At 61.1% G+C, this 22,051-nt stretch carries 18 protein-coding genes; 8 read left to right on the top strand and 10 right to left on the bottom strand.

All coding sequences use genetic code 11. From position 1 onward, the window contains the following. Window positions 1-34 precede the first annotated feature (34 nt). Genes fepD through fepC form a run of 3 tightly spaced genes read left to right on the top strand, consistent with a single transcriptional unit; the run spans window position 35 to window position 2,825 of the window. Window positions 35-1,039 (top strand): Fe(3+)-siderophore ABC transporter permease, encoded by a 1,005-nt coding sequence (gene fepD / locus O1724_RS06480; RefSeq protein WP_126297173.1) that lies wholly within the window; start codon window positions 35-37, stop codon window positions 1,037-1,039. Then, a complete protein-coding gene (gene fepG, locus O1724_RS06475; protein WP_072139725.1) occupies window positions 1,039-2,028 on the top strand; it encodes an iron-enterobactin ABC transporter permease in 990 nt (329 codons plus the stop codon). Before fepD ends, fepG begins: the two co-directional genes overlap by 1 nt. Beyond that, window positions 2,025-2,825 (top strand): iron-enterobactin ABC transporter ATP-binding protein, encoded by an 801-nt coding sequence (gene fepC, locus O1724_RS06470; protein WP_126297174.1) that lies wholly within the window; start codon window positions 2,025-2,027, stop codon window positions 2,823-2,825. Before fepG ends, fepC begins: the two co-directional genes overlap by 4 nt. Before the next feature lie 88 nt (window positions 2,826-2,913). Here the strand turns inward: fepC and entF are convergent, their stop codons facing one another. From entF to fes, 3 genes are read right to left on the bottom strand one after another with little or no spacing between them, the layout of a single operon-like run. After that, on the bottom strand, window positions 2,914-6,771 hold the full coding sequence (gene entF / locus O1724_RS06465) for an enterobactin non-ribosomal peptide synthetase EntF (RefSeq protein WP_126297175.1): 3,858 nt from the start codon (window positions 6,769-6,771) through the stop codon (window positions 2,914-2,916). Next, window positions 6,768-6,980, bottom strand: coding sequence for an MbtH family protein (locus O1724_RS06460; RefSeq protein ID WP_003858806.1), 213 nt, complete (start codon window positions 6,978-6,980; stop codon window positions 6,768-6,770). Before O1724_RS06460 ends, entF begins: the two co-directional genes overlap by 4 nt. 10 nt (window positions 6,981-6,990) lie before the next feature. Then, window positions 6,991-8,190 (bottom strand): enterochelin esterase, encoded by a 1,200-nt coding sequence (gene fes / locus O1724_RS06455; protein ID WP_048243596.1) that lies wholly within the window; start codon window positions 8,188-8,190, stop codon window positions 6,991-6,993. 146 nt (window positions 8,191-8,336) lie between these two features. Between fes and O1724_RS06450 the strand changes: the two genes are divergently transcribed. Together O1724_RS06450 and entD are read left to right on the top strand one after the other, a co-directional pair. Next, complete coding sequence (locus tag O1724_RS06450; protein WP_048243594.1) at window positions 8,337-10,577, top strand: TonB-dependent siderophore receptor; 2,241 nt, start codon at window positions 8,337-8,339, stop codon at window positions 10,575-10,577. Between the two features lie 85 nt (window positions 10,578-10,662). Beyond that, the gene (gene entD, locus O1724_RS06445; protein ID WP_109948485.1) at window positions 10,663-11,352 is read left to right on the top strand and encodes an enterobactin synthase subunit EntD; all 690 of its coding nucleotides are present in this window, start codon (window positions 10,663-10,665) and stop codon (window positions 11,350-11,352) included. Here the strand turns inward: entD and O1724_RS06440 are convergent. The 6 genes from O1724_RS06440 to betT all read right to left on the bottom strand — a co-directional run bounded on the left by O1724_RS06440 (window position 11,288) and on the right by betT (window position 17,357). Then, window positions 11,288-12,127 carry a metal ABC transporter permease gene (locus O1724_RS06440; RefSeq protein ID WP_023324285.1) on the bottom strand — a complete coding sequence of 280 codons (840 nt, stop codon included), beginning with the start codon at window positions 12,125-12,127 and terminating at the stop codon, window positions 11,288-11,290. The genes entD and O1724_RS06440 overlap by 65 nt on opposite strands. After that, window positions 12,124-12,972: an iron/manganese ABC transporter permease subunit SitC gene (gene sitC, locus O1724_RS06435; protein WP_022647369.1), complete on the bottom strand. Its 849-nt coding sequence runs from the start codon at window positions 12,970-12,972 to the stop codon at window positions 12,124-12,126. Before sitC ends, O1724_RS06440 begins: the two co-directional genes overlap by 4 nt. Beyond that, window positions 12,969-13,775 (bottom strand): iron/manganese ABC transporter ATP-binding protein SitB, encoded by an 807-nt coding sequence (gene sitB, locus O1724_RS06430; RefSeq protein WP_063855136.1) that lies wholly within the window; start codon window positions 13,773-13,775, stop codon window positions 12,969-12,971. The genes sitC and sitB overlap by 4 nt, the downstream gene beginning before the upstream one ends. A 2-nt stretch (window positions 13,776-13,777) precedes the next feature. After that, window positions 13,778-14,689, bottom strand: a complete 912-nt coding sequence (gene sitA, locus O1724_RS06425; RefSeq protein WP_032657503.1) for an iron/manganese ABC transporter substrate-binding protein SitA — start codon at window positions 14,687-14,689, stop codon at window positions 13,778-13,780. Window positions 14,690-14,900: 211 nt separating this feature from the next. Further along, a complete protein-coding gene (gene nadS, locus O1724_RS06420) occupies window positions 14,901-15,185 on the bottom strand; it encodes a NadS family protein (RefSeq protein WP_032652913.1) in 285 nt (94 codons plus the stop codon). 138 nt (window positions 15,186-15,323) lie between these two features. Further along, window positions 15,324-17,357, bottom strand: coding sequence for a choline BCCT transporter BetT (gene betT, locus O1724_RS06415; protein ID WP_003858825.1), 2,034 nt, complete (start codon window positions 17,355-17,357; stop codon window positions 15,324-15,326). Window positions 17,358-17,485: 128 nt separating this feature from the next. On the opposite strand from betT, the gene betI reads away from it, so the two are divergent. From betI to betA, 3 genes are read left to right on the top strand one after another with little or no spacing between them, the layout of a single operon-like run. Further along, entirely contained in the window at window positions 17,486-18,073 is a 588-nt protein-coding gene (gene betI, locus O1724_RS06410) for a transcriptional regulator BetI (RefSeq protein ID WP_003858827.1), read from the top strand. 13 nt (window positions 18,074-18,086) lie between these two features. Further along, on the top strand, window positions 18,087-19,559 hold the full coding sequence (betB, locus tag O1724_RS06405; RefSeq protein WP_214595552.1) for a betaine-aldehyde dehydrogenase: 1,473 nt from the start codon (window positions 18,087-18,089) through the stop codon (window positions 19,557-19,559). A gap of 13 nt (window positions 19,560-19,572) precedes the next feature. Continuing rightward, a complete protein-coding gene (betA, locus tag O1724_RS06400) occupies window positions 19,573-21,237 on the top strand; it encodes a choline dehydrogenase (protein ID WP_048209187.1) in 1,665 nt (554 codons plus the stop codon). A 102-nt stretch (window positions 21,238-21,339) separates the two neighbouring features. Here the strand turns inward: betA and O1724_RS06395 are convergent, their stop codons facing one another. After that, on the bottom strand, window positions 21,340-22,038 hold the full coding sequence (locus O1724_RS06395) for a GNAT family N-acetyltransferase (protein ID WP_003858833.1): 699 nt from the start codon (window positions 22,036-22,038) through the stop codon (window positions 21,340-21,342). Between the last annotated feature and the right edge of the window lie 13 nt (window positions 22,039-22,051).

Below are 22,051 nucleotides of genomic sequence, written 5' to 3'. Positions count from 1 at the left end.
TAATCACTATCATTATCAAATCATGGATGTTGCTATGTCGTTTTCCTCTTCTGCGGTGCGCGCCCTTGCCGTGCCCGTTTTATTGCTACTGCTAATCCTTGCGATTGCACTCAGCCTGCTGGTCGGCGCAAAACCGCTGCCCGCGTCCGTTATTGTCGATGCGATCTCCGGTACCTGTCAGAGCGCCGACTGCACCATCGTGCTCGACGCTCGCCTGCCCCGCACCCTAGCCGGCCTGCTGGCCGGTGGTGCGCTCGGCCTTGCCGGTGCCCTGATGCAAACCCTCACCCGCAACCCGCTGGCGGACCCTGGCATTCTCGGCGTGAACTCTGGTGCCAGCTTCGCCATTGTGCTCGGCGCGGCGCTGTTTGGTTTCACCTCTCCGTCTGAACAGCTGGTGATGGCCTTCTGCGGCGCGCTGGCCGCCTCGCTGGTGGTGGCGTTTACCGGCAGCCAGGGCGGCGGACAGCTCAGCCCGGTACGCTTAACGCTGGCGGGCGTAGCGCTCGCGGCGGTACTGGAAGGCTTGTCCAACGGCATCGCCCTGCTCAACCCGGACGTGTATGACCAGCTGCGCTTCTGGCAGGCGGGTTCGCTGGATATTCGTACCCTTGAAACCTTAAAAGTGGTGGTGATCCCGGCGAGCGTCGCTGCCGCCGTGGCGCTCTGTTTAAGCCGGGCGCTGAACAGCCTGAGCCTCGGCAGTGACACCGCGACCGCCCTCGGCAACCGCGTGGCGCGTACGCAGCTGACGGGCCTGCTTGCCATCACCGTGCTGTGCGGCAGCGCGACCGCCGTAGTCGGCCCGATTGCCTTTATCGGCCTGATGATGCCGCACATGGCGCGCTGGCTGGTGGGGGCGGATCACCGCTGGTCCCTCCCGGTAACGCTGCTGGCGACCCCTGCCCTGCTGCTGTTTGCCGACGTGCTGGGCCGCCTGCTGGTGCCGGGCGAACTGCGTGTCTCGGTGGTCAGCGCCTTTATCGGCGCGCCGGTGCTGATCTTCCTGGTACGACGCAGACGCGGGGGTGGCGCATGATGGCCCCGTCCCGTCGTTTACTCACCAGCGTCGCCCTGCTGGTCGTCGCCTGTCTGCTGCTGGCGGTCTGGAGCCTGCAAAGCGGTGCCGTAACGCTTGATTTCGCGCAGGTCTTTCACGCTCTCACCGGCAGCGCGCCGCGTAACATCACCATGGTGGTCACCGAATGGCGACTGCCGCGCGTGGCAATGGCGATCCTGGTTGGCGCGGCGCTTGGCGTCAGCGGCGCGATATTCCAGTCGCTGATGCGTAACCCCCTCGGCAGCCCGGACGTGATGGGCCTGAATACCGGCGCGTGGAGCGGCGTGCTGGTGGCGATGGTGCTGTTCGGGCAGCATCTCACGGCCATTACCTTTACGGCGATGGCGGGCGGCATTCTCACCTCCCTGCTTATCTGGGCCCTGGCCTGGCGCAACGGCATCGACACCTTCCGCCTGATCATCATCGGGATCGGCATCCGCGCGATGCTGATGGCGTTTAACACCTGGCTTCTGCTACAGGCGTCGCTGGAAACCGCACTCTCCGCCGGGCTGTGGTACGCCGGTTCCCTCAACGGTCTGACGTGGGTAAAAACCTGGCCCGCCGCGCCGCTGATTATCCTGATGTTTATCGGCGCGTTGCTGCTGGTCAGGCGCATGCGGCTGCTGGAGATGGGCGACGATAGCGCCTGCGCGCTGGGCGTGAGCGTAGAGCGCTCGCGCCTGATGCTGATGCTGGTGGCGGTCTTGCTGACCGCAGCGTCTACCGCCATCGCCGGGCCGATCTCGTTTATTGCCCTTGTCGCGCCGCATATCGCGCGGCGACTTAGCGGCACCGCGCGCTGGGGATTAACCCAGGCGGCGCTGTGCGGTGCAGTATTACTGCTGGCCGCCGATCTCTGCGCCCAGCGGCTGTTTACGCCTTATCAACTGCCGGTGGGCGTGGTGACCGTCAGCCTCGGCGGGATTTACCTCATCGTCTTGCTCGTTCAGGAGTCACGCAAGAAATGACAGATTCAACCACCCGCTTGCGCGGCGAAAACTTGACCCTCGGCTACGGCAAAAAAATCATTGCCCGGGACTTATCCGTCGCCATTCCGGACGGCCACTTCACCGCCATTATCGGGCCAAACGGCTGCGGCAAATCAACATTGCTGCGCACGCTGAGCCGCCTGATGTCGCCGGTTGAGGGTAGCGTGTTCCTCGACGGGGAACAGATCCAGCGCTTCGCCAGCAAAGAGGTGGCGCGCCGAATTGGTCTGCTGGCGCAAAACGCCACCACGCCGGGGGATATTACCGTGCAGGAGCTGGTCTCCCGCGGGCGCTATCCGCACCAGCCGCTGTTTACCCGCTGGCGCAATGAGGACGACGAGGCCGTGAAGCGCGCGATGCAGGCGACGGGCATCACCGAGCTGGCCCAGCAAAGCGTCGATACCCTCTCCGGCGGACAGCGCCAGCGCGCGTGGATCGCAATGGTGCTGGCGCAGGAAACCTCGATCATGCTGCTGGACGAGCCGACGACCTGGCTGGATATCAGCCATCAGATTGACCTGCTGGAGCTGCTGAGCGAGCTGAACCGTACGCAGGGGTACACCCTGGCGGCGGTGTTGCACGACTTAAACCAGGCGTGCCGCTACGCGACACATCTGATTGCGCTGCGCGACGGCGAGATTGTGGCGCAGGGCGCGCCGAAGGAGATTGTGACGCCAGAGCTGATCGCGCGGATCTACGGCATGCGCTGCATGATTATTGACGATCCGGTGGCGGGTACGCCGTTGGTGGTGCCGCTTGGAAAACGTGCGGTCTGATGCCCTTACCCCGGCCCTCTCCCACAGGGAGAGGGAGCAAACCATCCCCTCTCCCCGTGGGAGAGGGTTAGGGTGAGGGGCATTTGCACTATCCTAAAATTTCCTTCAGTACCGGCCCAATTTTCTCAAACGCCTGCGGTGAAATAATATCCACGTGGGCGCAGTCCTGGCTGTAGACCTCCAGCTCGCCCACCCACGGCGCCCACGCGGCCTGAGGATCCAGGGTTCGCGTTCGCTCGGCGACAAACAGCGTCGCTTTACCGTCAAAGCGCGCGCTGTGTGCGGTGGTGAGCAGCCGCACCGCGTCGGCGTAGTTGCCCTCAATGGCGTTAAACAGCTCGCTGGAGCCCTGCCCCTGCTGGGCGGCGATAAACGCCTGACGCTCGCGCTCGATTTCTGCCAGCACCGCCGGGTCGAGGCCGTTGGCCTCTTTCTCCGCCCAGTTCTGGGTTTCCGGCGGCCAGGTATCCAGCAGGCCGAGGAACGCCACCGCTTCACCCTGCTCGCGCAGGCGGGCCGCAATGCCCTGCGCCAGCGTGCCGCCGAGGGAATAGCCGAACAGGTAATACGGCCCCTGCGGCTGCTGCTTACGCAACGTGTTCAGATGATGTTCGATTACTCCATCGAGATCCGCGCACTGCTGCATCGGGCCGTTTGGCCGCGGCGACTGAATGCCGACGATGGACCAGCGCGGGCTGAGGTAGCGCGCCAGGACGCTAAACTGCCAGGCAAAGCCGGACGCCGGATGGAAGCAGAACAGCGTCGGGCCGTTGCTTTCACGCAGCGGCAGAAGGGTTTCATACCCCAGACGCTGCGCCTGTTCGTCGCTCATCTGCGAGTCCAGCAGGGCGCTAAGCTTGCTTACCGTCGAGGCGACCATAATCTGCCCCGGCGTGACCTTACGGCTGAACGCACGGCTGAGCTGAGCCGCGAGGCGCATCGCCAGCAGCGAGTGGCCGCCGAGGGCAAAGAAATCGGCCTCGATATCGTTCACCGCGCAGCCCAGCAGGGAAGAAAACGCCTGCGCCACGGCCACTTCGGTTTGCGTCTCAGGTGCGCGACCGGAAGTTCTGCTGGTCAGCTCCGGCAGCGGCAGCGCCTTGCGATCCAGCTTGCCGTTGGCGCTTAACGGCAGCGCGCTGATTTGCAGCAGCACCACCGGCACCATATGCGGTGGCAGCTGGGCTTTGAGTGATGCAAGCAGCGCGTCGCGATCCAGCGGTAAGCCGGATTCGGAAACCACGTACCCCACCAGCTGTCGGGCATCGCCACCCGTGGCTGCCGCCTGGTTGAACACGCAGGCGTGCGCCACGGCCTGGGCCACGTCCGGCAGCGACAGCATGGCCCGGTCGATTTCACCCAGCTCGATGCGCTGGCCGCGAATTTTCAGCTGGTCGTCGCTGCGGCCCAGATATTCCACCGCGCCGTTATCCAGCCAGCGGGCAACGTCACCGGTGCGGTACATCCGCTCGCCCGGCGCGAACGGGTCGGCGATAAAGCGGCTGGCGGTAAGGTCGGGGCGTCCCAGATACCCCTGCGCCAGCTGGATGCCGGTGAGATACAGATCCCCCGCCACGCCGAACGGTACCGGGCGCATCATCGCATCCAGAATGCGCAGCCCCGTATTCCATACCGGGAAACCGATCGGCACGCTGTTGCCCTCCACCGCCGCCAGCTCGGGGCCGTACGCCGGATACCAGCTGACGTCCACCGCCGCTTCGGTCGGGCCATAGAGGTTGTGCAGCGGCGCATGGGTGAGCAGTTCCCACTCGCGACACAGCGCAGTCGGCAACGCCTCGCCGCTACAGAACACCTGCTTCAGCGTCCTGCAACAGTGGGCGTTTTCCGGCGTCAGCGAGGCGACGAACGCCGCCAGCATTGACGGCACGAAGTGGGTGGTGGTTACGCCATATTCTGCGAAGAAGCTCTGCATCGCCTGCGGATCTCGGTGCGCGTCCGGCTCGGCCATCACCAGCTTCGCCCCGGCGATAAACGGCCACCAGAACTCCCACACCGACACGTCAAAGCTGCACGGGGTTTTCTGCGCCACCACGTCATGCGCCGTCAGTGGATAATGATCCTGCATCCACTTCAGGCGGTTAACGATGGCGGTATGGCCGACCATCACCCCTTTTGGACGTCCCGTCGAACCGGAGGTAAAGATGATGTACGCGGTTTGCTCCGGCTTCGCCAGGCGCAGAGGTTCAGCATCGGTGGCCGGTAATAGTGTGTTGTAACTAAAGGTGGCGATCGGCAGATCGCTAAAGCGCGGAAGCTGCTCGTCGGTGGTAATGAGCAGGGACGGCTTCGCGTCCTCGAGCATCATCCGCAGGCGATCGTCCGGGTAGCCGGTGTCGAGCGGCAGCCACGCGGCGCCCGCCTCCACAATGCCGTGCAAGGCTAACGTCAGGAACACCGAGCGCGGAAGCGCCACCGCCACGCTGTCGCCCGGCTTCACGCCGCGCGCGCGCAGCAGGTTTGCCAGCGCGACCACCTGCTCGCGCATCTGGCGGTAGTTCAGTTCAGTATGGGCATCCGCCAGCGCGGGGGCGTCCGGCGTTTTGCTCGCCTGCTCCGCGACCAGATCTGCCAGCGTGGTGGACGGCAGCGCCAGCCCGGTATCGTTGATGCGCGCCAGCCGGGCATACTCCTGCTCTGATACGGTTTCCACGTCGCCACAGCGCAGGTCCGGGTTGGCGGCAAACTGCGTCAGCATTGCGTTCAGCCGCGCCGCGTGACCCTTTAGCGTCGCCTCGTCGTAACGCTGCCCGTTGGCGAGGATCTCAATGCTCAGTCCGCCCTGCTCGTCCGGGAACAGCGCAAGCTCCAGATCGTTCACCGGGCCGGTCGCCAGCGTGTGGGTAATGGCCTCCACGCCGTCGATATCCAGCTGATAATCGAACACCTTGACGTTCAGCACCGGACCAAACAGGGCTTCATCGCCTGCGGCACGTCCGCTGTCGCGCACGATCTGTTCGGCGTCGTAACGCTGATGGCGACGCATCTTTTTCAGCTGGTTCGCCAGGCGCAGCGCCAGTTCCGGCAGGCTCTCGTGCGGGCGAATATTCACCGCCAGCGGCAGGACGTTGAGCACCGGTCCGGTCGCGGTCAGCGCGGCGGAGCCCATGCGGCGCATAAAGATAAACCCGGCGGCGTAGTCCAGCCGTCCGGTCAGGCGGCCCAGCCACAGCACCACCAGCGCAAGCGCCAGATCGGTACGCTGCGCCTGGCCTGCCATCTGTGCAAGCTGGCTGAAAGCACGTCCGTCCATCGCCATTTTCAGGCGCAGGATGTCGGTGGTGGCGGCGTGTCCAGGCAGGGGCGCGGAAGAGAGCGAGACCGGAGAAGGAAGCTGTTGGCGCTGTTCGGCCCAGAAAGCACCGTCGCGCTGATACGCCTCACTGTCGCGATAGCGCTGATACTCCTCCACCACCTCGGCGAACGGGGTAAACGGGGAGGCGGGCGCGGGTTCCCCTTTCTGCCACGCAGCGTAAATGGCGGCGATCTGACGCGTAATGGCCGGGAAACTGAAGCCATCTACCACCAGATGATGATACCGCTGATACCAGTACCAGTGGCTTTCTCCCACCTGGATCAGCTGGTGAAACGCCAGCGGCAGACCGCTGTCGACGCGCAGGTTCTGGTTGAGATCGGCCTCCATCAGCGCCACGGCGGCGTCGTGGGAGTCAACGCGCACGATGGACGGCTCCGGCAGGAGCATGGCCTCATCGATCCACTGCCACACCTCACCGTTATCTTCGGCAAAACGCATCCGCAGGGTGTCGGCCTGCATCATGCCTTCAGCGATGGCTTTTGCCAGCAATGGCGCATCGATAGCGCCTTTCAGCTCGGTATAGTGCGCGACGCTCCAGGCGTTTGGCAGGGAGGAAAGCTGCTCTGCCATCCAAATCCCCGGCTGGGCGGCGACAAGAGGGAGACGGTTCATGCGCGCTCCCCCGCAAAATAAAACGGCTCAAGCGTCTGCCACTGTTCCGCCAGCCACTGCTGGCACGCCTCCTGAGATTGCGGTTCGCAGACCACGCGCCAGCCCGCGGGCAACTCGCACTGCTGCGGCCACAGGCTGTACTGCCCCTGGTCATTTTGCAAAATGGCGAACTGTCCCTGCGGATTATCGAAAGGATTGCTGAATTCCATACAGACTCCGTTATTGAATAAGCGGCTGCCAGAGGGTCATCAGCCCCTGCGTCAGCCCACCGCGCCAGCAAAGCGCATCGTGTCCGCCGTCAACCTGACGCCAGAAAACCGGTTGCTGAGTGTGTAGTTCGGCGAAGATCGCCTGGTTGGCGCGCAAAATAAGCGGCTCGTTGCGCCCGGCCTCAAGGACAATGCGCAGCCCGCGAGCGGTTTTTTCACCCGCTTTGAGTTGTTCGATGAGCAGCCCGTCCTGCTGCGCGCCGCGGTGCGGCCACCAGTAGGATCCGGACTGGCTGAGGATGCAGCCAAAACGCTGCGGCCAGTTGAGGCCCGCATAGAGGGAAGAGAGTCCGCCGAAGCTCTGACCCGCCACCACGGTATGGTCGGCGCGGTCGCTGAACGGGGCCATGCTTTTCACTTGCGGGAGAAGTTCTTCCTGCACTGCCAGCCAGAAATCAGGGTTGCACGGCAGCTCGCGGCTGCGGTGTGCGGTGTCAATGACGTCAATTAAGACATAAACCGCAGGCGGCAGTTTGCCTTCATGGGTGAGCGACGCCAGAGCAGGCCAGACGGGCATGCTTTCGGCCCAGAACTGCCCGTCAAGGAGCACCGCCAGCGGGCGCTCGGGGCTTTCATCCCCGGTGGTAAAAATCCACACGCGACGACGGTTCTTCAGACGCGCGCTGTGCCAATCAATACAGACAGGCTTATTGTAAGGGGTATCGGGATGGTTCCAGCCGGGCTGTACGGGCGCCTCCGGCATCTCCAGCGCCGAGACGGCGTGCCCGCGCCCGCCGCGCCAGCTTTGCGGATTCAGCGGGTCGGACACCGCGTGCGGCAACAGTTTACGCCAGCCTTCGCGCAGCGCCATGCGGTCCGGCTGCTCGCCTTCAAACACTGCATCGGCAAAATCGTTTTCGTTATCGGAGGGGATAAAACAGTAGCTGCCGCGCCATTCGGGACTGAACTCGCCCTGCCACTGCCAGACGTCGGTATCCGGGATACGTTCAAGGGATTGCGGACGGGCATTTTGATGATGATCGGTCACGCCGGTGACGTAGAGCCAGACGCGTTTCACCGTCGAGGTTTTCTGCGTTCCCGCCGGGTCCCGCCACCAGAATGTCACGCGATAGTTTTCCTGATGACGTTCCCGTTCCGGCCCGTTTTTCGTCTGCCACCACGCTTCACTTCCGGTTGTTAACACCGTCACCCTTATAACCCCATGTTTAACAGTCTTTTTTGTTTCAGAGCAAATTTTATTGATAATATTATTGATAACTATTTGCATTTGCAATAGCGTAATGCCCGCGCTGTGGGAAGCGCGCTCATTAAATAACCATAAAAGCGGGACGTACAATGAATAAGAAGATTCACTCTCTGGCCTTGCTGGTCAATTTAGGGATTTATGGTGTCGCGCTGCCCGCCATGGCAGACGACAATACCGCCTCCGCGCAGCACGAAGACACCATGGTGATCACCGCCGCCGAGCAGAATTTGCAGGCGCCGGGCGTGTCGACCATCACCGCCGATGAGATCCGCAAAAACCCGCCCGCGCGCGACGTGGCGGAAATCATCCGCACCATGCCGGGCGTTAACCTGACCGGCAACTCCACCAGCGGCCAGCGCGGGAACAACCGTCAGATTGACATTCGCGGCATGGGCCCGGAAAACACCCTGATCCTGATCGACGGCAAGCCGGTCACCAGCCGCAACTCCATCCGTCTGGGCTGGCGCGGCGAGCGTGATACCCGCGGCGATACCGGCTGGGTCCCGCCGGAGATGATCGAGCGCATCGAAGTGATCCGTGGCCCGGCTGCTGCCCGCTACGGTAATGGTGCGGCGGGCGGCGTGGTGAACATCATCACCAAAAAATTTGACGACCAGTGGCACGGCTCCTGGAACACCTACCTGAACGCGCCAGAGCATAAAGACGAAGGTTCCACCAAACGCACCAACTTCAGCCTGAGCGGCCCGCTGGGCGGGGATTTCAGCTTCCGCATGTACGGTAACCTGGATAAAACCCAGGCCGACGCGTGGGATATCAACCAGGGTCACCAGTCTGACCGCACGAAAGATTACGCCAACACCCTGCCCGCAGGCCGTGAAGGTGTGGAAAATAAAGACATCAACGGCGTGGTGCGCTGGGACTTCGCGCCGATGCAGTCGCTGGAGTTTGAGGCGGGCTATAGCCGCCAGAACAACCTGTATGCGGGCGACACGCAGAACACCAACAACGACAACGCGCTGGTGAAGAAGAACTACGGTAAAGAGACTAACCGTATCTATCGTCAGAACTTCGCCGTGACCTGGAACGGCGGCTGGGATAACGGCATCACCACCAGCAACTGGGCGCAGTACGAGCACACCCGCAACTCTCGTCTGGGTGAAGGGCTGGCGGGCGGTCTGGAAGGCCTGTTCAACAGCAATAAATTCACCGATACCGATCTGGCCGACGTGATGCTGCACAGCGAAATCAACCTGCCGATTGATTTCATTGTGAACCAGAACCTGACGCTCGGCACCGAGTGGAACCAGCAGCGCATGAAGGACTCAACCTCATTTACACAAACCCAGCAGGGGGGCACCATCCCGGGCATGAGCGAAGATCGTAGCCCGTACACGTCAGCGGAGATCTTCTCCCTGTTTGCCGAAAACAACATGGAGCTGACCGACAGCACCATGCTGACCCCTGCCCTGCGCTTCGACCACCATACTATTGTGGGTAATAACTGGAGCCCGTCCCTGAACCTGTCGCAAGGTCTGGGGGATGACTTCACCCTGAAGATGGGCATCGCGCGCGCCTATAAAGCGCCAAGCCTGTATCAGACCAACCCGAACTACCTGCTGTACAGTAAAGGCCAGGGCTGCTACGCCAGTTCCGACGGCGTGGGCTGCTACATGATGGGTAACGACGATCTGAAAGCGGAAACCAGTATCAACAAAGAGATTGGCCTGGAGTGGAAACGCGACGGCTGGCTGGCGGGCGTGACCTGGTTCCGCAACGACTATCGCAACAAGATTGAAGCGGGCTACGCGCCGATTGGCCAGACGTCCACCGGCAAAGTCACCACCGACATCTACCAGTGGGAAAACGTGCCGAAGGCGGTGGTGGAAGGTCTGGAAGGCTCCCTGAACGTGCCGGTCAGCGACACCATCAACTGGACCAACAACATCACCTACATGCTGCAAAGTAAGAACAAGGAGACCGGCGATCGTCTGTCGATCATCCCGGAGTATACGCTGAACTCTACCCTGAGCTGGCAGGTACGTCAGGATGTCTCATTGCAGTCGACCTTCACCTGGTACGGCAAGCAGCAGCCGAAGAAGTACAACTACAAAGGTCAGCCGGTGACCGGGTCTGAGAAAGACGAAGTCAGCCCGTACAGCATCGTTGGCCTGAGCGCGACCTGGGACGTGACCAAAAACGTCAGCCTGACCGGCGGCGTGGACAACGTCTTCGACAAGCGCCAGTGGCGCGCGGGTAACGCCCAGACCACGGGTAATACCACGACGGGTGCGTATATGTACGGCGCGGGTGCGTATACGTATAATGAACCGGGTCGCACCTGGTACATGAGCGTAAATACGAGGTTCTGATACAGGCAGTGACTTCCCCCTCTCCCTGTGGGAGAGGGCCGGGGTGAGGGCATCAGGCCGCACAATGCTGACAGAAGGAAAAGCCATGCACACCACCCACAGCACATTTTCTCTCGCTGGCCATACCCTCCACCGCATCACCTTCGACCCCACCACCTTTACGGACGCCGATCTCCTCTGGCTCCCCCACCACGCCCAGTTGGCTAACGCCGGACGCAAACGCAAGGCCGACCACCTCGCAGGCCGCATCGCCGCCGCGCACGCCTTACCTGACTACACCATGCCCGCCATCGGCCCCAGCGGGGAACCGCTCTGGCCGCAAGATATTTCCGGCAGCATCACCCACAGCGGCACGCAGGCGATAGCCGTCGTCACGCAATACCCGGTGCTTATCGGCATCGATTGTGAAACGATCCTCTCCGAAAACGAAGCCAGGGAAATCAAAGACGGCATCATTGATACACAGGAAGAACCTGTGCTTTCCCGCCTGGGATACCCGTTCGCCCTCGCCCTGACGCTGGTCTTCAGCGCCAAAGAGAGCCTGTTTAAGGCCCTCTTTCCGCAGGTACAGGCCTGGATGGGTTTTGACTGCGCCCGCGTTACCATGCTCGACGATAAGACGCTTACGCTGGCATTGACCCGTCAACTGGCAGGCTTTGAGGAAGGCACCGCCTTCCCCCTGCACTGGCAGCAGCACGGCGAACAGGTCATCACTCTGCTGTCACACGCTCCTGGCGACGAGCCTTCACGCTGGTCACCACAAACGTCACGATAAACACCATCGCGAACAGGACCACAATGGTCGGCGCAGGCGCGCTGTCGAGATAAAACGAGGCATAAACGCCGCTGACCGACACCAGCGCTGAAACGGCGACCGCCACCAGCAGCGCCATGTGAAAGCGTCGGGTAATCAGCACCGCCACCGCGCCGGGGGCAATCAGCAGGGAAATCGACAGAATGATCCCCACCGCTTTCAGCGTCGCCACAATGGTCAGCGAAACCATGCACAGTAAGCCGTGGTGCAGCCAGCGGGTGCGCAGGCCACTCGCCTGCGCCTGCTGATAGTCAAAGCAGAACAGCAGAAAATCGCGCCACTTCAGGCCAATCACCAGCGCAATCATCCCCGCGACGAGACCGCTTTGCAGAATGTCCATCCCGTTAATACCCAGCATATCGCCGAACAGAATGTGGTCGAGATGCACCTCAGGTTTGACAGCGATATAGAGGATCAGCCCGGCGCCGAACATGCCGGAAAAGACGATCCCCATGACCGTATCCTGTTTGATGCGGCTGTTATCCTTCAGGTATCCGGTGGCGACCGCGCAGAACAGACCGGCCACGAACGCGCCCAGCGCCAGCGGCAGGCCCATCATCCAGGCCAGCACGACGCCGGGAAACACCGCGTGGCTCATGGCGTCGCCCATCAACGCCCAGCCTTTCAGCACCAGAAAAACCGACAGCAGCGCGCAGGGCACGGCCACCAGGAGTGAAATCAGCAGCGCGTTGTTCATAAACGCAAACTGGAAGGGTTCGAGGAGCAGCGTCATCATGGGTGTGCCTCCCGCGCCCGACGACGGCTGGCAAGCAGTCCGTGCTTCGGCGCAAAGACGAACGCCAGCAGGAACAGCAGCGTCTGGGCGACCACGATAATGCCGCCGGTGGCGCCGTCCAGGTAATAGCTGGCCCACGCGCCGAGGAAGCTGGTGATGCTGCCAATGGCGACGGCAATCATCAGCAGGCGCGGGAAGCGGTCGGTCAGCAGCCACGCGGTCGCGCCGGGCGTGACTACCAGACAGATCACCAGAAACGCGCCGACGGTTTGCAGCGCCGCCACGGTAGAGACCGCCAGCAGCGTGAAGAAGAGAATTTTCAGGCGTTCAGGACGCAGGCCGATGGCGCGGGCATGATTCTCATCAAAAAAGGTCACCATCAGATCTTTCCATTTGAACAGCAGGATAACTATCGACACCACGCCGATAATCGCCAGCTGGACGATATCTTCCGGGGCGATAGCCAGAATATTGCCGAGGACGATGGTCTGAATGTTCACCGAGGTCGGGTTGAGCGAGACCATAAACAGCCCCAGCCCGAAAAACGAGGAGAAGATCAGCCCGATAATGGCGTCCTCCTTCAGGCGGCTGCGCTGGTTGAGAAACAGCATGCTGCCCGCCGCCAGCCCGCCCGATAAAAACGCCCCCAGCGAGAACGGCAGCCCGAGCATGTAAGCGCCCGCTACGCCCGGCACGATGGAGTGCGACAGCGCATCGCCGATCAGCGACCAGCCTTTAAGCATCAGATAGCAGGAGAGAAACGCGCACAGCCCGCCCACCATCGCCGAGACCCACATCGCGTTGAGCATGTACTCGTAGCCGAAGGGTTCGAGAAGCGCGTTCATTTGGCCTCCTGTCGGTGCGTCACGAAGGGGCGCTCGTCGTCGGTTATGATGCGATCTTCCGAGCCGCTGAGCACCACGTGGCGCAGCACGCCGCTGAAGGCGCGCTCAAGATTCTCGGCGGTAAAGGTGATATCCGTCGGGCCGCTCGCCAGCACGGTGCCTTTGACCATCACCGTGTAATCGCAGAATTCCGTGACCGAGCCCAGATTGTGGGTCGAGACCAGCATCGTTTTACCCTCGTCGCGCAGCTCCCGCAGCAGGCTGATGATCCTGGCTTCGGTTTTGACGTCCACGCCGGTAAACGGCTCGTCGAGCAGGATCACTTCGCCCTGCTGGGCAATCGCCCGCGCCAGAAACACGCGCTTCTTTTGGCCGCCGGACAGTTCGCCAATCTGCCGATGGCGCAGCTCAAGCATGTCCACGCGCTTCAGGGCGTCGGTGACGATCTGCTTATCGCATTCTTTGGGGCGACGCAGAAACCCCATATGCCCGTAGCGGCCCATCATCACCACGTCCTCGACGAGCACCGGAAACGACCAGTCGACCTCTTCCGACTGCGGCACGTAGGCGACCAGGTTCTGACGCAGCGCCCGGTGAGGCGGCAGCCCCAGAATGGAGATAGTGCCGCTCGCCGCCCGCACAAACCCCATCACCGCCTTAAACAGCGTGGACTTGCCGGAACCGTTCACCCCCACCAGGGCAGCAATCGATCCGCCCGGCACGCTGAACGACGCGTCGCGCAGCGCCGTGTGGCCGTTGCGGTAGGTCACGGTCACGTTGGTTACAACAATACCTTTCTGCATGATTACTCCTTCATCCCGTCGCGGATGCCCTGCACCAGCGTGCGGGTGGTGACGTTCAGCAGATCGATATAGGTTGGCACCGGGCCGTTTTCCGCGCTCAGAGAGTCGACGTACAGCACGCCGCCATAGTGGGCGCCGGTTTCACGCGCCACCTGACGGGCGGGCTTATCGGAGACCGTGCTTTCGCTGAACACCGCCGGAATGTGATGTTTTTTCACCAGATCGATAACCTTGCGCACCTGCTGGGGCGTGCCCTGCTGATCGGCGTTGATCGGCCACAGGTAAAGCTCCTTCAGGCCCAAATCCCGCGCCAGATAGGAAAAAGCCCCTTCGCTGGTCACCATCCAGCGTTTGTCTTCCGGTATCTCCGCGACCTGCTTGCGCAGCGGTTCGAGAGTGGCGGTGATCTTCTGCTTGTAAGCATCAGCGTTGCGCTGATAGGTCTGTGCGTTGGCCGGATCGTACTTCACCAGCGCGTCGCGGATGTTATCGACGTAAATCAGGGCGTTGTCCGGCGACATCCACGCGTGCGGATTGGGCTTGCCGTTATAGGGCCCTTCGCTGATGCCCATCGGGGTGATGCCTTTGGTGACCACCACCTCCGGCACACCGTTCAGATGCTGATAAAAGCGCTGGAACCACAGCTCCAGGTTCATGCCGTTCGCCAGGATCAGCTGCGCCTTCTGCGCGCGTTTGATATCGCCCGGGGTGGGCTGGTATTCGTGAATTTCCGCGCCCGGTTTGGTGATGGAGGTGACCTCTGCGGCATCCCCCGCCACGTTTTTCGCCATATCAGCGATAACGGTAAAAGTGGTGATGACCTGGAACTTTTCAGCCGCCAGCGCGCCCGTGGTGGTCGCGGTCATGAGCAGCGCGCCGAGCAACAGACGCTTCAATCCTTGCCGTGGATGCATCGCAGAAGTCTCCTGAGGTGATTAAAATCAAAGCAAAATTAGCCTGTGCTATAAGGTATAGCACAGGCTATATTTAAATGAAAATAATTATCATTAAAGTTGTGTCAACGGAGGGAGAGCCTGATGGCGCTTCGCTTATCAGGCCTACGGTAAAGCAGTTTTGGAGTTTTGTAGGCCGGGTAAGCGCAGCGCCACCCGGCATAAGGGCGACTCACTGCCCGGCAAGTGCCTTATAAAATGCAGGATTCTCCCGAATCACATTAAGTACCTTCGCCGCCAGCCCGGTTGGGTTGCGACGTTTAGACTCCCAGCTCTTTATCGTATCGACGCTCGTGCCAAGCGCCTTCGCCATTTCGCATTGGGTAATATTGAGCTGTTCTCTGATTGCGCGAACATCTGCAACTTCATAGCGGGTTATTCTGGAAGCTGCTTTCCTTCCGCTGTGGATCTCAACCGCCTCTTCAAGCGAAGTTTTAAGTTCATCAAAGATGCTCATTTTATACCTCGGAACAACATAAAGGCGTACATAGTACACCTCTAGTAAAAGATATAATAAGCACTATTCGAAAAGTACAGGGCCAGATTCATAACAATCTGGCCCCTTAACTTTCACGCACTTTATTCAGATCAAACTTTAGACATCCGGGAACATCACGCTATTCCCCGGTGCTTCCCTGTGCAGATGGATAAAGTTCAGGTGCCGTTCATACTGGTCCAGAATGTCCGTAATCACCTGCTCCTTGCTGTAATCCATCAGATCATTCCCCTGGCTGCCTTCCAGCAGGAAGGTCTCCAGCCGGTAGTAGGTCGACTTCCCGCTGCGCGCCCGGTAGGTAAAGCCGGGTACCGAATACTGCTGCGGCCAGATCTGATAGACAAAGTTCTGCTCGTCGCCCATGTGCACCAGCAGATCCAGGTGCCCCAGATTTTCGCCCTCTTCCGGGGGCAGGTTTTTCAGCTCCACGTAGGCGCCACGCAGCTTCAGCTCCTGGGCCACCTCTTCCATCGCCGGGAAACAGACCGTCTCCATCATCTGTTTGGTGTAGCGCGTACCGGGGTAATTCATCAGGCGCGAGAGGCGTTTTTTCCAGCTCAGCCTGTCCTGCGCGCCCAGCGGACGCGGGGCGGTGTCGCGGCTGGCGCTGACGCGGCGGTAGTCTTCCACCTTAAGCGATTTATACAGCCCGGCCATCACGAAGAAGATCACGAAGCTGAACGGCAGGCCCATGATCACCGTGGTGTTCTGCAACGCCGAGATACCGTTGGTCATCAGCATGCCGAGCGTCAGCAGGCCGATGGCGACGGACCAGAAGATGCGCAGCCAGTTCGGCGCGTCGCTGTTAATGTCCTTGAGCTTCGAGGTGAAGTTCCCCAGCACCAGCGCGCCGGAGTCCGCCGAGGTGACGTAGAACAGCAGGCCGGTGATGGTCGCTACGGACGCGCTAAAGGTGAACGCCGGGTACTGCGCCAGCAGGCTGTAGAAGCCGCGCTCCGGGTGCGCCATCGCTTCCTGGGCAAAAGTCGCATTGCCGTGGATGATCTCGTGCAGCGCGCTGTTGCCGAAAATCGACAGCCACAGCAGGGTAAAGGTGAACGGGATGATCAGCGTGCCCATCACGAACTGACGGATGGTGCGCCCACGCGAAATACGCGCCAGGAACAGGCCGACAAACGGCGACCACGCCACCCACCACGCCCAGAAGAACAGCGTCCAGTTGTTCATCCACTCTGTCGGACGGTCAAAGGCGAAGCTGTTCAGCGTCATGCCCATAAAGCGGTTCACGTAATCACCGACGTTCAGTACCAAAGCATTGAGCAGGAACGAGGTGTCGCCCATAAACAGCACGAACAGGATCAGCCCCAGCGCCAGCGCGACGTTCAGTTCGGAGAGCACGCGAATCCCTTTATCCACGCCGGAGGTCACCGAGATGGTGGCGATAATCACCGACAGCGCAATCAGCGCCGCCTTCGCCGCCATCGAATCCGGGATGTCAAACAGCACGCTCAGCCCGTAGTTGAGCTGCACCACGCCAATTCCGAGCGTGGTGGCGATGCCGAAGATGGTGCCGATCACCGCCGCAATGTCGACGCTGTGGCCAATCGGACCGTTGATCTTTTTGCCGAAAATCGGGTACAGCGCGGAGCGGATGGTAAGGGGCAAATTATAACGATAGCTAAAGTATCCGAGCGCCATGCCCATCAGGGCGTACATCGACCAGCCCGTCAGGCCGTAGTGGAACAGCGTCCAGACCATCGCCTGGCGCGCGGCCTCCATCGTCTGCCCTGCCCCTTCCGGCGGCTGCATATATTGCGTGACCGGTTCCGCCACGGAGAAGAACATCAGGTCGATGCCGATGCCTGCGGCAAACAGCATTGCGGCCCAGCTCAGCAGGCTGAACTCGGGCTTGGACTGCTCTGGCCCGAGCTTTACCGAACCGAAGCGCGAGCAGGCAATGCAGACCACGAACACGATGTAAAGCGTCGCGGCCAGCAGATAGTACCAGCCGAAGGTCTTTGACACCCAGTCCAGAGTGCGCCCAATCCACTCGGCAGAAAAATCACGAAAGAAGATGGTCGTCAGGGAAAACAACAAAATCAGCCCGGCGGACGTATAAAAAACGACCGGGTTGATTTTGTCTTTTTCTCTGTCTTGTGAAAGGTCTGTCATCCAGTATCCCCACTATTTTTGTAACTATTGAAATCCAAAATCGCAACAATTAAGACACATTTTATATTGAACGTCCAATCAAAAACCGCTTTAATAGATTACCAACGCTGATGAATGGAGTGGCAAAAATGCCCAAAGTGGGGATGCAGCCGATCCGGCGCAGGCAGCTAATCGATGCCACGCTGGAAGCAATTAATGAAGTGGGAATGCATGACGCAACCATCGCGCAGATCGCCCGTCGGGCGGGCGTATCCACGGGGATCATCAGCCACTATTTCAAAGATAAAAACGGTCTGCTGGAAGCGACCATGCGCGACATCACCGGTCAGCTGCGCGACGCGGTATTAAGCCGTTTACGCGCCCTGCCGGACGGCAGTGCAGAGCAGCGCTTGCAGGCGATTGTCGGCGGCAATTTTGATGAAACTCAGGTTAGCGGCGCGGCGATGAAGGCCTGGCTGGCCTTCTGGGCCAGCAGCATGCATCAGCCGATGCTCTACCGTTTGCAGCAGGTCAGCAGCCGTCGGTTGCTCTCAAACCTGGTGTACGAGTTCCGCCGCGAGCTGCCGCGTGAACAGGCTGAAGAGGCGGGCTACGGGCTCGCCGCACTGATTGACGGGCTGTGGCTGCGCGCTGCGCTCAGCGGCAAACCGCTGGATAAAACCCTGGCCCAGTCGCTTACCAGCCACTTTATCAGCCAGCATTTACCGACCGACTAACCGAGGAGAATTTATGTCCCGAATGGCAGAACAGCAGCTTTATATCAATGGTGGTTATACATCCGCCACCAGCGGTCGCACCTTCGAGACCATCAACCCGGCGAACGGTGAAGTTCTGGCGACCGTGCAGGCCGCCGGGCGCGAAGACGTGGACCACGCCGTCGAAAGCGCAAAGCGCGGGCAAAAAATCTGGGCGGCGATGACCGCCATGGAGCGCTCGCGCATCCTGCGTCGCGCCGTCGATATCCTGCGCGAGCGTAACGACGAGCTGGCAACGCTGGAAACCCTCGACACCGGTAAAGCGTATTCCGAAACCTCGACCGTCGACATCGTCACCGGCGCGGACGTGCTGGAGTACTACGCGGGGCTGATCCCGGCGCTGGAAGGCAGCCAGATCCCGCTGCGCGACACCTCATTCGTCTACACCCGCCGCGAGCCGCTGGGCGTGGTGGCGGGCATCGGCGCGTGGAACTACCCGATCCAGATCGCCCTGTGGAAATCCGCGCCGGCGCTGGCGGCGGGCAACGCGATGATCTTCAAGCCGAGCGAAGTGACGCCGCTTACCGCCCTGAAACTGGCGGAGATCTACACCGAGGCGGACGTGCCGGACGGCGTGTTTAACGTCCTGCCGGGCGTGGGCGCCGAGACCGGCCAGTTCCTGACCGAGCATCCGGGCATCGCCAAAGTCTCCTTTACCGGCGGCGTCGCCAGCGGCAAAAAAGTGATGGCCAACTCGGCGGCCTCGTCCCTGAAAGAGGTGACGATGGAGCTGGGCGGTAAATCCCCGCTGATAGTGTTTGACGATGCGGATCTGGATCTCGCGGCAGATATCGCCATGATGGCCAACTTCTTCAGCTCCGGCCAGGTGTGCACCAATGGCACCCGCGTGTTCGTGCCCGCGAAGTTCAAAGCCGCGTTTGAGCAAAAAATCGTTGAGCGCGTGGGCCGCATCCGCGCGGGCGATCTGTTCGATGAAGCTACCAACTTTGGTCCGATGGTCAGCTTCCCGCACCGGGACAGCGTGATGCGCTACATCGCCAAAGGCAAAGAGGAAGGCGCGCGCGTGCTGTGCGGCGGCGACGTGCTGAAGGGCGAAGGCTTCGATAACGGCGCGTGGGTGGCCCCAACCGTGTTCACCGACTGCACCGACGAGATGACCATCGTGCGCGAAGAGATCTTCGGCCCGGTGATGTCCATCCTCACCTATGAGTCCATTGAGGAAGCGATTCGCCGCGCCAACGACACCGACTACGGGCTGGCGGCAGGCATCGTCACGACCGACCTGAACCGCGCCCACGGCGCCATTCATCAGCTCGAAGCGGGCATCTGCTGGATCAACACCTGGGGCGAATCCGCCGCAGAGATGCCGGTGGGCGGCTACAAACACTCCGGCATTGGCCGTGAGAACGGCGTCATGACGCTTCAGAGTTACACCCAGGTGAAGTCCATCCAGGTTGAGATGGGTAAATTCCAGTCCATATTTTAACCGGGAGGTTTATTTGCAATTTGACTACATCATTATCGGGGCCGGCTCTGCCGGCAACGTACTGGCAACACGACTGACTGAAGATCCAAACACCACCGTCCTGCTGCTTGAGGCGGGCGGGCCGGACTACCGCTTTGACTTCCGCACCCAGATGCCTGCCGCGCTGGCCTTCCCGTTGCAGGGCAAGCGCTACAACTGGGCGTATGAAACCGAGCCAGAGCCTTTCATGAACAACCGCCGCATGGAGTGCGGACGGGGTAAAGGGCTGGGCGGCTCGTCGCTGATCAACGGCATGTGCTACGTGCGCGGCAATGCAATGGATCTGGACAACTGGGCGAAAGAACCCGGTCTGGAGCACTGGAGCTATCTCAACTGCCTGCCCTACTACCGCAAGGCAGAGACCCGCGACGTGGGGCCGAACGACTACCACGGCGGCGACGGTCCGGTGAGCGTCACCACCTCTAAGCCGGGTGTGAACCCGCTGTTTGAAGCGATGGTGGAGGCAGGCGTGCAGGCGGGCTACCCGCGCACCGACGATCTCAACGGCTATCAGCAGGAAGGCTTTGGCCCGATGGATCGCACGGTCACGCCGCAGGGCCGACGCGCCAGCACCGCGCGCGGCTATCTGGATCAGGCCAAACCGCGCCCGAATCTGACCATCCGCACCCACGCCATGACCGATCACATTATCTTTGACGGCAAGCGCGCGGTGGGCGTCGAGTGGCTGGAAGGCGAAAGCACCATTCCGTCAAAAGCGACAGCGAAGAAAGAGGTACTGCTGTGCGCGGGTGCCATCGCGTCTCCGCAGATCCTCCAGCGCTCCGGCGTGGGCAACGCTGAACTGCTGAAGCAGTTTGATATCCCGCTGGTACATGATTTACCCGGGGTGGGTGAAAACTTGCAGGATCACCTGGAGATGTATCTTCAGTATGAATGTAAGGAGCCGGTCTCCCTCTACCCTGCCCTGCAATGGTGGAACCAGCCGAAGATTGGCGCGGAGTGGCTGTTTGGCGGCACGGGCGTGGGCGCGAGCAACCACTTCGAAGCAGGCGGGTTTATCCGCAGCCGCGAGGAGTTCGAGTGGCCGAACATTCAGTATCACTTCCTGCCGGTGGCGATTAACTACAACGGCTCGAACGCGGTGAAAGAGCATGGTTTTCAGTGCCACGTTGGATCCATGCGCTCCCCGAGCCGCGGCCACGTGCGCATCAAGTCGCGCGATCCGCACCAGCATCCGGCGATCCTGTTCAACTACATGTCCCACGAGCAGGACTGGCAGGAGTTCCGCGACGCGATCCGCATCACCCGCGAGATCATGCATCAGCCGGCGCTGGACAAGTATCGCGGTCGTGAAATCAGCCCGGGCGTCGAATGCCAGACCGACGAACAGCTGGACGAGTTCGTGCGCAACCACGCCGAAACCGCCTTCCACCCGTGCGGTACCTGCAAGATGGGCTACGACGAAATGGCGGTGGTCGACGGCGAAGGCCGCGTTCACGGGCTGGAAGGGTTACGCGTAGTGGATGCGTCGATTATGCCGCAGATTATCACCGGCAACCTGAACGCCACCACCATCATGATTGGCGAAAAGATTGCCGACGCCATTCGCGGGCGCGAGCCGCTGGCGAAGAGCACGGCGGCGTATTATGTGGCGAACGGGGCGCCGGTTCGCCGCTGAGTGCGAACTTCTCCCCTCACCCTAACCCTCTCCCCAAAGGGGAGAGGGAACTTGAACACCCTCTCCCCTTTGGGGAGAGGGTTGGGGTGAGGGGTAAGGCTTTTACGTCCGAAATTCCTCTAACCGCCTGACCTGCCGCCCTTCCCCGTCAAAATTCTCCGCTGCCAGCCAGGCCCGCAGAGCCGCATCCTTTTCCGGCCATTCGCCGTCAATAATCGAAAGCATATCGCTGTCGCGGTTGCGGCCTTTACGCACCAGCTTCTGGCGCAGGCGCCCTTCCCAGACAAACCCCAGCCGCTCCGCCGCGTTGCGTGAGGCGATGTTCATCGAATCGCACTTCCACTCCAGCCGGCGATATTGATGCTCAAAGGCATTTTTCAGCAGCAGCCACACCGCTTCGGTACCCACGCGGGTGCCCTTCATTCTGCGCGACCAGGTGACGTGGCCGATCTCAACCGAGCCCTGAAAGCGTTCTATCGCCATATAGCTGACCAGCCCTACCGCCTTTTCGGTGCGCAGATCGATAACGGCAAAGGGCACCAGGTCGTCATCCAGCACCTTTCCCAGCACCCAGTGCGCAGTGGCCTCAACGCTCACAGGCTGGGTGCTGGCAAGCCACGTCCAGTCGCTGTCGTCACCCAGCGCATAGGCTTCAAACAAATCAGCCGAATGGCGGTCAGCATCCAGCGGCTCCAGGCGGCAATACTGGCCGGTGAGCAGAGTACGGGTTAACGCGCGGGCGCATTTCCAGTCCGGGACAATATCGTTAACGGTTTGACCATGTTGATTGATTTCGGGCACGGCGGTGACTCCC

This window comes from Enterobacter cloacae complex sp. HYC074_NIDB, from assembly GCF_056673345.1.
The sequence above is the reverse complement of the archived record's forward strand: the minus strand, read 5'-3'. Positions and strand labels throughout refer to the sequence as shown.